This window comes from Oceanobacillus sp. FSL W7-1281 (assembly GCF_037969835.1).
GTDB classification, from domain to species: Bacteria; Bacillota; Bacilli; order Bacillales; family Amphibacillaceae; genus Oceanobacillus; species Oceanobacillus oncorhynchi.
Map to the genome: position 1 here is coordinate 4,213,332 of NZ_CP150214.1, position 15,227 is coordinate 4,228,558.

At 42.8% G+C, this 15,227-nt stretch carries 11 protein-coding genes; all 11 read right to left on the bottom strand.

Translation table 11 applies throughout. From position 1 onward, the window contains the following. Window position 1: 1 nt before the first annotated feature. A complete protein-coding gene (locus MKX55_RS20475; RefSeq protein ID WP_339234609.1) occupies window positions 2–1,624 on the bottom strand; it encodes an acylphosphatase in 1,623 nt (540 codons plus the stop codon). Between the two features lie 44 nt (window positions 1,625–1,668). Beyond that, entirely contained in the window at window positions 1,669–3,003 is a 1,335-nt protein-coding gene (locus MKX55_RS20480) for an ATP-grasp fold amidoligase family protein (RefSeq protein WP_339234611.1), read from the bottom strand. After that, the gene (locus MKX55_RS20485; protein WP_339234613.1) at window positions 2,990–5,122 is read right to left on the bottom strand and encodes a glycosyltransferase family A protein; all 2,133 of its coding nucleotides are present in this window, start codon (window positions 5,120–5,122) and stop codon (window positions 2,990–2,992) included. Before MKX55_RS20485 ends, MKX55_RS20480 begins: the two co-directional genes overlap by 14 nt. Beyond that, window positions 5,103–7,058, bottom strand: a complete 1,956-nt coding sequence (locus MKX55_RS20490) for a glycosyltransferase family 2 protein (protein ID WP_339234615.1) — start codon at window positions 7,056–7,058, stop codon at window positions 5,103–5,105. The genes MKX55_RS20485 and MKX55_RS20490 overlap by 20 nt, the downstream gene beginning before the upstream one ends. 298 nt (window positions 7,059–7,356) lie before the next feature. Next, window positions 7,357–8,976, bottom strand: coding sequence for an ABC transporter ATP-binding protein (locus tag MKX55_RS20495; RefSeq protein ID WP_339234618.1), 1,620 nt, complete (start codon window positions 8,974–8,976; stop codon window positions 7,357–7,359). 155 nt (window positions 8,977–9,131) lie between these two features. Beyond that, complete coding sequence (locus tag MKX55_RS20500) at window positions 9,132–9,908, bottom strand: ABC transporter permease (protein WP_339234620.1); 777 nt, start codon at window positions 9,906–9,908, stop codon at window positions 9,132–9,134. 459 nt (window positions 9,909–10,367) lie between these two features. Then, the gene (locus MKX55_RS20505) at window positions 10,368–11,144 is read right to left on the bottom strand and encodes a glycosyltransferase family 2 protein (RefSeq protein ID WP_256705191.1); all 777 of its coding nucleotides are present in this window, start codon (window positions 11,142–11,144) and stop codon (window positions 10,368–10,370) included. A gap of 24 nt (window positions 11,145–11,168) precedes the next feature. After that, on the bottom strand, window positions 11,169–12,293 hold the full coding sequence (locus MKX55_RS20510; protein WP_339234624.1) for a glycosyltransferase: 1,125 nt from the start codon (window positions 12,291–12,293) through the stop codon (window positions 11,169–11,171). A 31-nt stretch (window positions 12,294–12,324) separates the two neighbouring features. Further along, window positions 12,325–13,449, bottom strand: coding sequence for a glycosyltransferase (locus tag MKX55_RS20515; protein ID WP_339234626.1), 1,125 nt, complete (start codon window positions 13,447–13,449; stop codon window positions 12,325–12,327). 539 nt (window positions 13,450–13,988) lie between these two features. Further along, window positions 13,989–14,117 (bottom strand): hypothetical protein, encoded by a 129-nt coding sequence (locus MKX55_RS20520; protein WP_281422729.1) that lies wholly within the window; start codon window positions 14,115–14,117, stop codon window positions 13,989–13,991. A 208-nt stretch (window positions 14,118–14,325) separates the two neighbouring features. Then, entirely contained in the window at window positions 14,326–15,204 is an 879-nt protein-coding gene (gene galU, locus MKX55_RS20525) for a UTP--glucose-1-phosphate uridylyltransferase GalU (protein WP_212929176.1), read from the bottom strand. Window positions 15,205–15,227: the final 23 nt, after the last annotated feature.

The window sequence follows — 15,227 nt, forward strand, 5'->3', positions numbered from 1 at the left end:
ATTATCCCTTAAACTTCTTAAAGATCGACCCAACCGCCCGGATTGGCGAGGTTGCCTTCCAAGAGACGCTTTCGTAGTACTTTCTCCGTTTCAGCTCAGCTTTTTTCAAGGCCAGCTCGGTTTCTTCCAGTTCACGCTTGTACCATTTTAATTCTTCTACTTGTGTTTTTAAATCTGTTTTTATCTCAAAGCCGACTTTCACTGCTTCGTCAACATCTTCTTCTAGTACTTCCATCACGGTTGCTCTTTCTTCATCTTCCCAGATACCGTGTTTAAAGTCTTCTACCATTTCCGGATCTGTGCCGGCTACAACGATTTCGATATCGCCGATTTCCTTCGTCATGATATACCCATGCAATTCCCGTTCAAATGCCTGCTTGCGAAGGCCGCGGTGGTAACCGATATCTAAGACATCGCCGACCACGATATATTTCTTCATATAGACCTTTTGCTGCGGACATGGGGTGACAGTGGTCACGGTTGCGTCCCGATTTTGGAGCGGGTCCAGTACATCATGGAAATCAAAGAATGTATTGATTTGTGCAACATTCTTGTCCTTTGTTTCTGGAAAATAAAAGTCCATGATTGCTTTGGGAATATCTCTTGACTTGCCCTCGATTGGATATAATAGCCCGCCCAGCTGTGCGGTAGGGTTTAATTCTAATACATAGGCTTTGTCATCTTTCTCATTGATAATGATATCGACGGCTCCATGTGTCAATCCTGCAACGGACCGCAGCGCTTTTACTGCTGTGTCCTTTACTTCCTGGGACAGCCTGTCTAATACATCAATTGGATCGCCGCCAAGTGAGATATTTCCTTTAAAGTTTAAATAGATCAAATCATCTTTTTCAGGAATGGAAGAAAGCGTATGACCCTTTCTCGCGATAAAATCTGTTAATTCATCATTTACGATAATTGGACAGCTTACTAAACGCGGATTTTTTTCTCGCTCTGCATTTTTTAATTGAATCAACTGTTCTATCGTATGTGCACCATCTCCGATAACGTTCGGCGGCTGGCGGTGCATTGCTCCGACAACTTCATCTCCGACAACATATAGGCGGTAATCTTTTCCGGCGATATATTGCTCGATAATGATGTCGTCCGTCGTTCCCAGCTCTTTGGTGTAGTCATAGCATGCTTCTAATTCTTCTGTGCTGGTAATGTTGACAAAGACGCCGCGGCCAAAGCTTCCGTCCTTTGGTTTCAGCACAACGGGAAATCCGATTTTGCTGCCGCATTCCAGAACTTCTTCTTTCGTGTGCTCGCTGGTGAATATCCCTCCCTGCGGCACTGGAACGCCGTGCTCGCTTAAGTGCTGTTTGGAGCTTCCTTTGTCTTTTCCAATAGATACAGCTTCATTGGTTACTTTATCTCCTCTGGAACGGAAGAAATAATGTGTCCTGCTATCTGAACTTAATGAAAATAATTGTCCAGGTCTCTCGGTGAACCATGTAACCATTTCACTGAATTTCTCTGAATCTTCAACATGCCACCTTAATTTCAGACCTCTCCGCCAGCCTTCCAGCGCAATTACGTATGCGTCTAATAAACTTCCGTGTACATCAGAAATAACTTCTGATGATAAATGCGATAGCCATTCAGCATTATTCTCACTCATGCCTGATCCTCCTGATTAATCCATTTTGATTCGTTATTTTGCATTTATATTTTAAATACTTTTCCCTGAAGCAGGTCTCTATCTAACTTCCCCTGTGCTTCGATAAATAAATTTCCTAAATATGTGTCTATTTTATCATTGAATTCATCATAATTGCCCGGTTTTGGTGTAAATTCTCCAAAAACCAATCCATTTTCGGATCGCAGAAAATCGATTCGCATAAAGGGGCTGGGAATCAGACTGCTGATTCTCTCTGCCATGTCGATTTCTTCCTTGGAGACTCCTTTGCCTTCGAAGGCTTTGTCCTCATATTTTCCTGTCTGGATACGTTTCCCCTGTCCATCCCACCAGCAGTATTTCATCTCTGGCGTGCGGATGATTTCCAGGATAACGCCGACCTTGCCATAGAAGCAATAAAACTTCACATCGCGTCCGGATACCTTATTAGCAGTATCCTCTAGAATTAATTCTTCGATGCGCCAGGCATCCTGATCCACTTTATTTTCCTGCAGATCCTTCTCCATGCGATGCTTCAGTAAAGACCAGTTCGACAATTTCTCGCCTGTCTTTACACTTATTATATCACTAGATGCATATACAATGTAAACTCCACGTCCTCCAGCTCCATTTGCCGGCTTGATAACAATATTTTCTTCCTCCGGCAGGGATTCTATCGTGTAGATATCCTCCGGGCTGCCAGGCGTGCGTATCGCTTGTTTTTCCATAAAGCGATATGCTGTCTGCTTATCGTCTAATTCATATTCCGGGAGCGTTCCTAACAGCTGATATTGTCTGACACGCATATTCATGCAGGCGCGATAGGAAGCGACGTCCGCCAGGCTGACAGGGTCTTCCGTAAGTCCTGCGCGTGCCATGAATTCAGAAGCATGCCCTTTGGCTCCGGCTAATACTTTTGTGAAAATCCGCTGTTTAAAGACCGTTTCTTCCTGCTGGAACTGCCGTGCAGCTGCCTCCAGCAAACCCCGGAAATGACGGTCTTCTAATTTTTTCTGCTCGATGCGTTTATCTAATTCCGCAATGATTTTTCCTTTGTCTTTCTTTTCTTTGATATATCTCCAAAGGGTATTATAATCAAATTGCTCGAGCGCTTTTTCGCGTTCTGCTAACTGCTCCTTCAACAAAACGGTTTCCGATTGATAGTGAAGAAGCTGTTCTTCCAGATAAGCGATATAATTGTCTTTTTCTTTCCCGGAAGGAAGGAGTTTGCGAATAGAAGCTGTTTTTTGATACGTATTGCTTTTCATGATTTTTTTAATTTGTTTATCTGTCTTGGCAATACTTGCTTTGGTATCATCTACCTGCGCTTCTTTTTCGATAAGCTGATCAATCAGTTCTTCATACGATTTATCCTCTGGCATCTTCATACCCTCCTTCCTTCCATTTGCCTGGAACGACAAAATTATCTTTCAGCATCTTTCTAAAGGCCTGCTCTTCCTCTATCCAATTGGATGCCGCCACTGGATAATAGCGGATGGTATGGCTCTGTTCCTCAATCAGCTGTTCTCTGATTTCTATGCTCGCCGGATACCATGCGGCTGCCTGTCCCAGATAGCGGTGCAGCCTCATTGCGCATTGGCGCATATTGTATTCCGGATTATTTTTCTTCGGTATTTTATTAATAATGACCTTGGCTGCGGTTGTCTTGAGCTCCGGCACATAGCGCTGTTTTTCCTGAAAGATAAGCGGATTTTTGATAATAGTGAGCTGTGCTTCTGCTTTTTCCCCGTAAACGAGCATGCATACCTGCTCCCCATCTACGAAGTCCCTTACCTTGTGATGGATAAACTTGGATTGCTTCAAATCATATATCCCGCGCTGGATCAAACCAACCGTAAAGCCATTTTCCTTCAGCCATTTGATTTCCTTGCCTATCTCCGCATCATATTGGCGAAAATCTGCTATATACGCAACATCCACCTGATGCCGGGCTCCTTTTTCAAGCATCGGCTTCGGCACGGCAAACGGACGCTCCTGCTGCTGATACGGAAAATATACATCCTTTGCTTGCTGATGCATCCGGTTATGTGCCTCGGCATATTCCTTGCGCGCTCCCATAAGAAAGCCGTTATAGCCAAAGGAGGAATTCCCCGTTAACGAACCGGAGGATTGCATCGGGAAGGAAAGCGGTCCAGTCGGCAGATCCTTCACCTGCTCTGCGCCAAAGGTGAGCGCCAGCCGCTTTTTAAATTCACTGTCTGCGGCGAAGCGCACCGCATCCCAATAGCCGACCTTCTCTAAAACTGGAATTCTCTGAAACATAATGGATGACATATTGGAAAAAATATATTTCCCCGGCATCCCCCTGCGATACAGATATAAACCCTCTGTCAGCCTGGCATGCTCCGATGTATTGGCGATAACAGACGGATTTTCCAGCAGATGGCGTGCCTGGATTTCTATTTTTTGCGGATGAGACCAGTCGTCCGCATCATTAATGGTCACGAATTCTCCTGTTGCTTGCTGGAGTGCGATATTTCTGGCTACGTACGGTCCTGAATTTGTTTCGGTTTGTAAGAGCTTAATTCTGCCATCCTGCTGCATCCATTCTTTGACCACAACTGCGGTTTGATCCGGACTGCAGTCATCGACAACGATGATTTCCAGGTTTGTCCACGTTTGCTTTGTCAATGATCTTAATGCAACAGAAATGCCCGATTCCGAATTGTATGCTGGAATGATGACCGTAATTTTAGGCTGTTCATTCTGCTCCTCTTTTATCTGAATCGGGCGGGTGTCTAATTGATCATAGAGATAAGCGCCTGAGATTGCATTATTGATATAAAGCGGCTCCAGCTGATACGCATGCAGCACTTCATTGATCCAATACAGGCGGTCCTCCTGATTTCGGCACAGGTTGGCCAATGCCAGCAGTAAATCGGGATGCTGCGCTTGTTTCAGTGCTTCTTTGATCAGCTGTATCCCTTTTGCATGCTGCCCCAGTATTTTATAAGCTTCGGCAAGCAGGATGATAATACGACGGCGCACGTCTATATTCTGCTCTCCCTCGAGCGCAATTTCCAGATAGGTGACGGCTTGCTCTGCACTGTTTGGAGTCAGTTTATTGGCAAACCAAAACCCCAGCTCCCATGCAGCTGCTTTGACAAGATACTTATTGTTGGATTGATACAGCATAGCCTGTAAATCGCTGAGAGCGCGTTCTTCAAAGCCGAGGTCATATAAATAATTTTTGACCGGCTTCAATTGGTTACTGGCGTCCTTCTGCTTATAAGAAGTACTGTAGAGCTTTTTGATATTTCTTCGTCCCAGAGCATAGGAAGGGACTGCTTTTGCCAGCGAAATACTGTTTTTCTTCCAGCCGGCAGCCTTTTGCTTTAAGGTTTCTGCAAACAAAAAGGCAGACTTATAGCGTCTATAAGTCTCCTTTAATGCTGCTTCTTCTTTTCTTTTGGTATCGAGCGCTTCTTCCGCGTGCTGCAGACGTGTGTGAAGCTCGGTTTTATCGATTGGTTGTTTCATTTTCTAGACAACTCTTTTCCCATACACGGTCGGCATATGCCTGTTTGATTTCCGTTGCTGGAATAGTATTTTTGATTTCCTGCTGTATCTGTTCATCCGCCGGGAACCATGCTCCCAGCTGGCCAAAATATTCTTCGATATGCTTGGCGGCATTGTTTAGAGCTGCCTGGTTGTCAGGTGCTTCTGTCAGCACAACTGCCAGCTGCTTTGTCGTCAAGGTTGGCAGATACTTCTGTTGGTACTGGTACACGGTCGGCTTGATGCATACGGTCTTCTCGGCATCAACCTTTTCTCCGTAGACAAGCATCTGCAGACGATCTCCATCTAATTTTTGACGAATGCCTTCGTCGATTTTTTTCGGAAGCGCGAAATCATAGGCGTTGATTTGCACCAGGCCGATTCGGGTCCCTGACGCTTGTAAGCAGTCGTTGAATACGTGCCAATCTGCTTCGTTCAATGCCCGAAAATCTGTGGCAATAACGACATCAAATTTCCGGACGCCCTCTGTTTTTTCTTCCTTGGCCGGCCACATTGGCTCCGGCACGGGATATGGCCGTTCCGTCATTGGATAAGCATAGCGGACATCCTCTGCCCGTTGATGATGATTCTCCAATGATTCCACATACTCCTTGCGCACACCCATAAAGAAGCCGTTATAGCCAAAGGCGGAGCTTCCTGTTAAGGAGGTGACAGCTTGTCTTGGCAGGGATAACGGACCAGAAGCTAAGTCAACATAAGTCCGTGTGCCAAAGCTTTTTAACAAACGGCGTTTAAACTCGCCATCTGCGGCAAAACGGACACTGTCCCAATATCCGACTTTTTCTAATACAGGCTCCCTGCGGAACATAATCGATGACATATTTGGGAAGATGTATTTTCCTGGCGTTCCCCTGCGGTACAACGTCATCTCTTCGGTAATTCTCGCATGCTCGGAGGTATTGGCAACCACCTCTGTATTTGCTAATAGATGCTTCGCCTGAATCTCTAATTTGGAGGCATGCGACCAATCATCTGAATCATTCACGGTCACAAATTCGCCAGCCGCTGCTTCCAGTGCAATATTGCGTGCAATGTAAGGACCGCTGTTTTGCGGGGTCTGCATGACTTTAATCCGGCTGTCTTTTGCTGCATATTCCTGTACGATTGCTAATGTGTTATCCGGGCTATGGTCATCGACAATAATTAATTCGATATGCTGCCATGTCTGCTCCAGAATCGATTCAATTGCTACCCTGATTCCATCCCCGGCATTATAGGCAGGAATAATGACAGAAATCAGCGGTCCATCTGAAATATTTTCATGTGTTTTGATGGTATGGAGGCCGTCATATTGGCCTGTTTCATCGGTGGCAATGTTATCCAGGTCATAGAGAGAGAATGCTTTATTGATATAAACAAATCGATCCTTGATATCCGCTTCTAAATTTGCTAACGCCAGATAGATATCTGCGTGTTCTCCTGCTTTTAAAGCGTCCTGTAAGACGTTTCTGGCTGTTTCACGCTCGCCCGTTTCATCCAGCAGCTCTGCTTTGATAATAGCGATACGGCGCTGCTGGTCCGGCTGCACTTCGCCTTCTTCGGCAAGCGGAAGATATTCTAATGCAATCGCCGCATCCTTTTCATTATATTGATTGGCATGCCAGAGTACTTTTTCCCAGGCTGCTGTTCTTTTTAAGGATGGATCGTTTGCTTCCTGTATATAGGCTTCTAAATCGGCTAAGCCTTTCTCGATAAAGCCCAGATTATATAAATGGAACTTGATTTGTTTCAGGCGCTGTCTCTCTGCTTCTTTTTTGCCGAGCAAGACGCGTTTGATGGCGTCTTTCTGCTGGTTGCTTAAGATGTTTAAGAGGTATTTGCGCTGTTTCTCTCCTAAAACCGAGTAGATAAACCAATCTACTGGTTCTGCCACGATTTTTTTAATAACTCCTGCCATTATGACACCACCATTTTTCATTCCGTTGAATTTATAGGGAAAGAATGAACCTGTATAAGGAGTTTCCTTGCCGTCGCTGCGGAAAAACACTACGCTTTCCGCGGGCTTGCCCTCAGTCTCCTCGAAAAAAGAAGTTCACTTTTTTCTGCGGGGCCTTCACACGGCGCTTTTCCCGCAGGAGTCTCCGTGTTTTTCCTCCGCTGGTGGTCATTTCTAACCCCCAAATTTCTAACCCAAAATTATATTTCATTATTAAAAGAATTTCTTTTTAAATTATAGAATTACTTAATTCATTGCTTTATTTCTGTTCTGCGCTTTTTGTTTTTGCTGCGTTTGCTTTGACTGGTTGTTTGGCGTTGATGACTTTTGGTTTTTTCTTTGCTGGCTTTTTTTGGACGCCCATGGCTTCGCGGTATTTTGCGACGGCTTCTTCTGCGGTGCCGTCGAATTTCACTTGGCCCTGTTCCATCCAGATGCCTCTGGTACATACTTTTTCGACAAAGCCCATGCTGTGGGATACGATGATGACTGCTTTGGCGTGGTCCATCATCTCTTGGATGCGGACACTGGCTTTTTCCTGAAAGGCAAGGTCGCCTGTTGACAGGGCTTCATCGACGATAAATACATCGGGCTTTAAAATCGCTGCGATACTAAAGCCGAGGCGTGATTTCATCCCTGCTGAATAATGCTTTACCGGCTTATCGATTGCTTTTCGGATACCGGAGAATTCAATGATTTCCTCATATTTTTCATCGACACGTTCTTTTGGGATTCCTAACAGCATCGCATTTAAATAAATATTGTCTGTCCCAGTTAATTGTGCGTTAAAACCTGTACCGTAGCCGAGCAGAGAGGATGTCTGGCCATTTACCGTCAATGTTCCCTCATCGGGTCTGAGTATGTTTGTAATGGCTTTACAGAGTGTACTTTTCCCGGCGCCATTATGCCCGATGATGCCGACGACTTCTCCTTCTTTAATATCGAAGCTGACATTTTTTAATGCCCAGTAGTCTTCTTTTTTATTTTGCAGCTTGAAGGATATGCCGACATTCTCTGCTTTTACGATCGATTCCTTACCGACATTTGTTTCTGTCTTAGTCACATTCAGACTGCGCTTTTGCCTTCTTTGACGCGCAACGGGGGGAACCGTTTCTTTATAATGCTCAATGACGGTTTTGGGATCTCCAATTTCTTTGACATATCCATTGTCCAGCCAAATCAAGCGGTCACAGTTCTTTTGGGCATAACGCAGACTGTGGGTAACAATCACTACCATTTTCGCATTCGCAACCAGCTCCTTGAGCTTTGCTGCTGCCTTGCTGCCAAATTTCACGTCTCCTGTGTTCAATGCCTCATCCAAAATGAGGATTTCCGGCTGAAGGTGAGAGGCGACACTGAAACCAAGCCGCGCCTTCATCCCGCTGGAATAGTATTTCATCGGCTGGTCAAAAAACTGCCCAATCTCCGAGAATTCATGAATATCTTCAATATAATCATTAATTAATTGCTTATTAATGCCGAGCATCATTCCATTTAAATAGACATTTTCTCTTCCTGTCAGTTCTTTATTAAAGCCCATCCCGAAAGAGAAAAGAGCTGTTACATTTCCATCAACGTTCATTATTCCTTCATCCTGTGTAAGAATACCGGTAATGATTTTGCTCAACGTCGTTTTTCCGGCACCGTTTGAACCGATAATTCCTAAAATTTCTCCCTGATAGCCGGTAAATGTAATATCTTTTAACGGCCACACCTTTTCCGATTTCTTCTTATTTTTTTTCTTCTTGAAAAGGTTCGTCAGGGTGGATTTTAAATCATCAGCATGCCGGTTATCATGAAAGGATACGGCTATATTTTTCGAAACAACAACCTCTTCTTTTGACTGTTTATCGATTTTTTCATTATCATGATTTGACATAATAAAACCTCTTTTATCGCACGATAGCTTTTTATCTGAACCATGAGGTCATGCTCCAGTATTCTGTAAAACCCTCTCCCCTAAAAAGAGAGAGGGAATTTTTATCCTGTGCTGCGTGCTTGATTCATTCCATTCTGCTAAAGGCGCATCATGGATTACAATGCTTTAATAATCTTGTGTTCGTTCTTACTGTAATAATAAATCATATAGACACATATTGCTAAGCTTCCAACAAAAATGATGCTCAAGCCTAGAAAGTCCGGTGCCCGATGAAACATTAAAATATCACGGTAGGATGTTACCAGTATCGCAATCGGATTAATATCGACAAAGAAACTGTATTCAGGAGGCAAGCGTCCGCCTTCCCAAATGATTGGTGACGCGTAGAAAAAGAGTCTCGTCACATAGCTGAGTAAATTATCGATATCCCGAATAAATATTGTAGCGTATCCTAATACAAGTCCCAGCATTAAGTGGAAGGTTAGCTGTATCAGGATTAGCGCTGGCAAATAGATAACATGCCAATCTGGGAAAACACCATATGCTATCAAAAATCCTGCAATGACAATTAAGCCAAATCCAAAGTTAAATAATTGCGTCAGCGTAAAGGATATCGGAAATAATGATTTTGGCAAATAGACCTGATTAATAATCGAACTGTACCTTAAAATCGATTTAGATGCTGAGTTCATGCTTGTCGATACCCATCTCCAGACAACTAAACCAACAACCAGGAATAGACCAAAATTTTCGCCGCCGCGATCTAAGATAATAACGACTAAGAAATAAAATACGAGTACGTTTAACAGCGGGTCGAGCAGCCACCAGAAGTAACCGAGGTAGCTGTTTCGGTGCTCCGCTTTGAGTCCGGATTTTACGAGGTAGAAGAGTAAATCTTTTCTCCGTAAAATCTCTTGTATATAGTTTTTCATTATAATTTGACACCGCCTAATTGTTTCAACACTTTCTATTTATGGACATACTGCGGTTGTCCTGTCAGGAAAGTGATTTTTTCCATCTTTTAATTGTCAGGGGTCCTTATTAGAAGGATTCCTGAGCCTAGTTGCTATTATACACTAAAATGGTGTTGTTTTATAAAAATAGCATGAGTTGAATTAGATGCTGCTTTATAGCGATCGCTCCAGAAATACACTACGCTTTCCGCGGGCTTGCGCTCAGCCTCCTCGAAAAAGAAGTTCGCTTTTTCTGCGGGGTCTTCACCCTGGGACTGCGATTACTCGCCCCACCGAAGACCATTGCGCTTTCCCGCAGGAGTCTCCGTGTATTTCTTCCGCTAGTTATATATTCTAGTCATGGATTGTTCATTTCCATTATAAAAAATGAACGAATACGGTCTAATAACTCAACCTATTATAGCTATAAAACATCCCCTACTTCTTTGCATTCCATTTCAGTAAATCCCGGAGTGAGCGGGTTACGTAGTGGGAGAAGTAGTATAGGGTTTTGGGAAGGGTTTGCTGTTCTACTTCCCGGAATACGTACCAGTTTCTTTTGGCTGCTTTCCATTTGTTGCTGGAAATGGAGTTGCCTACGAGGCGGTACCTTGCGAGCACTTCTGAAAGTCCATAGGCAAAGTGGCCGTTTCTGGTGATTTCCAGCCAGAAAGCGTAGTCTTGTCTGGTACGGATATTGACCATGCGCCGTTCGCCTATTCTTTCACGATCTAACATGACGGTCAGGCAGCCGATGACGCAGCGTTTCATTAAATCCTCATACGTCACGGTTGCAGGGGCTGTGCTGATTGCACCGGTATCTGTGCCGTCTTCATTCATACGCACATACTGTGTGAATGAAAAGGCAACCCCGTTGTCCTGCATAAAGGCGAGCTGCTTTTCCAGCTTTTCCGGCAGCCATAAATCATCGCTGTCTAAAAAGGCAATATAGCGTCCTTTCGACTGATCCATAGCTGTGTTGCGTGAAATGGCAGAGCCTTGATTCGTATCTAATACGGTTAAATGGATACGTGCGTCTTTTTCGGCATAGCTTTTCACAATTTCGGCCGTCCGGTCTGTCGAGCAGTCATCCACAATATTCATTTCCCAATCCGAAAAAGTTTGTGCCTGCACCGATTCAATGGTTTCTGCAATAAACTGCTCGGAGTTATAGGTTGGCGTAATGACAGAGACTATCGGTTTGCTATCTCCCAAGTTGTTCACCTACTTCACTTCGTCCTATTTGTTTCCTAAACGCTGGTAAATGGCAATCAATTTTTCTTCTTCCGCTCTCCAATTCAATTGTTCCTGGACAGCTTTTTTCCCATTTTCGCCCATCTGTTTCGCTGCATCCGGATGATTTCTTAAATAATCCAGCGCATCCTTTATTTCTTGGTCATTATGGGGGTCTACTGTGATACCGCATCGATATTGATTGATAAAATGCTTCCAGACAGGGAAGTTGGAACAAATAATTGGAATACCAGCATTCATATACTCAAAGAACTTGGTTAATTCTTTCTTCATATAATGCTCTGTTTCCGGAAAAATCGCAACCCCTGCCAGCCAATTATGCTTCAAATAGGCTTGTTCAATTTCTTCTTTTGGAATGTATTGGTTCACTCCATTGATTTGAATCCGGTCTGACTGGCTGCCAGCAATGTGGTAAATTTCATCTGCGAATTCTGTGGAGCATTTACCAATATAATTCATGGTAATTTTCTCATCTATTAAAGGCAATTTTGCATGCAGAAATGCACCGCGCACATCTGTTACATTGCCCGTATAAATCAATTTATCTTCTATTTTTCCTTTGCGCTGATGCTTTATAAAAGCGGTGTTTACCATCGGATAATTTAACACACATTCCCCGTCCGGATAAATATCCTTATAATACTTTTCAGCAAGGATTCGTTCCATCTTTTTTGTGAAAAACTGCTCCATTTTCTTATATGCTTTGGCAGCAAATTTACGAAGCGGCTTCGGTAAATATTCTTTTTGCAGCATGCTCGTGATGTAGTCTTCATGAATATCATATATCACATGATTCCGGCGATTTTTAAGCAGCCATGCGACTGGCAGCAGCTCCGGGTCATGAAAATGATACACATCCGCTTTTAATTTTTTCGCCTGCTTATAAAGTGTCCAGGCGCCCTTGGTCATGCGTTCCCATCTGCTTTTGTAATCTTTGATTGGGATATGCTTGATGCCGCTCTCTCTATCTATTCCTGTTTCTGTTTCTTTGGCAATTAAGTATACGTCGAATCCAGCTTTTTTTAATGATTTACATTCCTTATGATAAATTCTCGGATCATAAGGATGATGTACTGTTGTTAAATGAACAACACGTTTTTTTTCATTCATTGCAGCTGTCCTCTCTATTGGTTATTCATCGTTATTGATCAATCGTTTGTTTAAAGAGCTTCTCATATTCTTTGACGATTTTCTCTGCACGGAAGGATACCGCTCGTTCCCAGCCTTTTTCCGTGACCTGGTTTCTTTTTTCATCATCCCAATGTAAAGCATCTTCCATTTGTGCAGCAAGTGCATCTGCATCCCCTACAGGGGTAATCACACCATATTTACCATTATCCAGGACCTCTGCTGCCCCTGGTCTGGCATCGGTGGAGATAATCGGAATTCTGGCGGCGAGCGCTTCTGTCAGCACATGCCCGAAACCTTCTCTTTTGGAAGACAATACAAAAATATCCGCCTGATTAAAATAAACATATGGATTTTCCTGAAAGCCTACAAAAAATACAGCGTCCTCTAGATGCAATGCTTTTACCTGCTTTTTCAGCTTCTCTTCCAGCTCTCCCTCACCAAGAATGACAAGGCTGGCTGAAATATTTTTACGTACTTTAGCAAAAGCTTGAATCAATGTCGCCTGGTTCTTATCATCTACCAAGCGTCCTGCTGTAATAATCACTTTTTCTTTCGGGTCATTAAATATAGATTGATACTCCTCGGCAATTTCTCCTTGCTTCATCAAGGATTCTATATTTTCCACATCGACCGGGTTATAAATAACCTGTACCTTTTTCGGGTTTACTTTGTAGTTTTGAATGATATTCTGCCTTACCCCTTCAGAAAGGGCAACGACTTTTTTCGAAAATCGATAGGCCAATCCATATATTTTCAGGTTCGTATTTCTTTTTCCTTCTGTTCCTAGTAACGCTGCTTCCCGGACAATATTTTTAGCTTTATGACCGGACAGCAGTCTTGCTGCAATGGCAATGAGGTTATAGTTAGGAATGGTACTGAAGACAATATCGGGTTTTTCCTTTTTAATTATTTTGGAAAAAGGGATGATTCCCGAACGCAGTCTTCTGGTCGGCAGCTTGATAAAGGTGATTTCTTTTTTTAAGTATTTTTCATAATCGCCTTCATAATTCAAGGTAATCAATGTCGGCTCAAACTGCTCCAAATCCATGTTATTTAATAAATTGAGCATCGTTCTCGCCGCACCGCCGGACCCCAACTGATATATAAAGAAAAATATTTTTTTCTTTTCCCCCATTTTTTTTCATTCCCCTGCAAAGTAATTTGTCGATATTTTACCCAGAAGCATTATAACATAGGGGTGCGGATAAATAAATTTTCGACAGTGACTATTTTGTGAAAAAAGGCTTGAGGACGGTTGCTGAAGCAGAAAAAATGAAACAAAGGGATGGAGGGCTTATTTTGGATGATGACTTTATAGCTTATGAATGCCATCATCGAAGAGCACTGGATCTTGAAAAGTATTTTCTCTTTTTCCTTGTAAATTTGTGATTCAATCTAGTTAGCAGAATGACAGCAAACTAAGCTTGTGCTATTTTAAAATAACATGAATAAAAAGCGCTCTACAGGGAATAGATATATATCACCCTTATTAAGAAATAGATGCTTGCTTGCATGAATATTATTTGACACAAAGCATTGATTGCTACTATAATAAGGATGTAAAGAAATATTGTGCGATTTTCGCTTCAAGGGCGAATAAAAAAGTTGGGGTGGTTCCCAGCTTTTTTTTTTGAAAAAACGCCCTCATTAATGAGGACGAAAAAATATTTTTATTTACGACAAGAACAACTTAATCAGAACAACTATATCTTTTGCAAGGGTGGTCAGACCTTTGATTATAGCTATTCTTTTTTGTTGCCTTTCTCGCTTTTTCTTCATTGTGCGATTTTCTTTTTGCCCCAAGGGGTTCACCTCCTTTCAGTTAGCTACTGCCAACTTGGGGAAGTTTTTGATTGCATAAGATACGTGCTTGCCCGCCTTATGCTTTTATAATTCCACCACAAAATATTAAGAAAAGTCCCAATGTTTTGTTTAAAAATAAGAAGTTATTAAATTTATCTGCATATAATAAAGAATGCAGACCACTATAAAGCCCGCATCCCCCTTCTACTTACTCTTCTTCTAATTTCCTTTTCATATACGCCAGCACATCTGCTTTTAAATCCGGTCTTCCCAGCGCAAAATCAATCGTTGCTTCAATAAAACCAAATTTATTGCCCACGTCATATCGATCACCTTCAAAATTATAAGCAACGACATCCTGTGTCTGATTGAGTTTCTTTAACGCATCTGTCAGCTGGATTTCATTATCCTTGCCTGGTTCAAGCGTCTGTAAAATAGAAAAGATTTCCGGTGTCAGGATATACCTTCCCATAATAGCCAAGTTGGACGGCGCTTCCTTCGCATCCGGTTTTTCAACTAAATCATGAACAAAGCTGGTTCTGCCTGCCGTCTCTTCTTTGTTTTTCGGGTCGATGATTCCATATTTCGATACATCCTCCCATGGAACGGAATGTGCGCCTATTACAGCCGCATGGTGTTCCTCATGGACATCAATCAGCTGCTTTAAGCATGGTTTTTCGGATACTACAATATCATCGCCAAGCAAGACAGCGAAGGCTTCATTGCCGATAAATGAACTGGCACAGCCGATGGCATGCCCGAGGCCAAGCGGTTCCTTTTGGCGGATATAGTGAATGTTCGCGAGTTTAGAGATGCTTCTGACCTGTTCTAATGTCTCCCAATCCTGCTTCTGCTCTAATTTTTCTTCTAATTCATATGATTTATCAAAATGGTCTTCAATCGCGCGCTTGCCTCTTCCAGAAATAATAATGATATCCTCTATTCCGGAGGCCACTGCTTCCTCAATAATATATTGAATCGTCGGTTTATCTACAATGGGAAGCATTTCTTTTGGCTGCGCCTTCGTTGCCGGTAAAAATCTTGTTCCAAGTCCTGCTGCGGGGATAATTGCTTTTTTTACTGTCATACGGCATCCCTCCAGTGTATTTT

Coding starts and splice junctions, on each gene's coding strand:
- MKX55_RS20475 (WP_339234609.1), bottom strand. CDS start 1,624: ATGAGTGAGAATAATGCTGAATGGCTATCGCATTTATCATCAGAAGTT.
- MKX55_RS20480 (WP_339234611.1), bottom strand. CDS start 3,003: ATGCCAGAGGATAAATCGTATGAAGAACTGATTGATCAGCTTATCGAA.
- MKX55_RS20485 (WP_339234613.1), bottom strand. CDS start 5,122: ATGAAACAACCAATCGATAAAACCGAGCTTCACACACGTCTGCAGCAC.
- MKX55_RS20490 (WP_339234615.1), bottom strand. CDS start 7,058: ATGGCAGGAGTTATTAAAAAAATCGTGGCAGAACCAGTAGATTGGTTT.
- MKX55_RS20495 (WP_339234618.1), bottom strand. CDS start 8,976: ATGTCAAATCATGATAATGAAAAAATCGATAAACAGTCAAAAGAAGAG.
- MKX55_RS20500 (WP_339234620.1), bottom strand. CDS start 9,908: ATGAAAAACTATATACAAGAGATTTTACGGAGAAAAGATTTACTCTTC.
- MKX55_RS20510 (WP_339234624.1), bottom strand. CDS start 12,293: ATGAATGAAAAAAAACGTGTTGTTCATTTAACAACAGTACATCATCCT.
- MKX55_RS20515 (WP_339234626.1), bottom strand. CDS start 13,449: ATGGGGGAAAAGAAAAAAATATTTTTCTTTATATATCAGTTGGGGTCC.
- galU (WP_212929176.1), bottom strand. CDS start 15,204: ATGACAGTAAAAAAAGCAATTATCCCCGCAGCAGGACTTGGAACAAGA.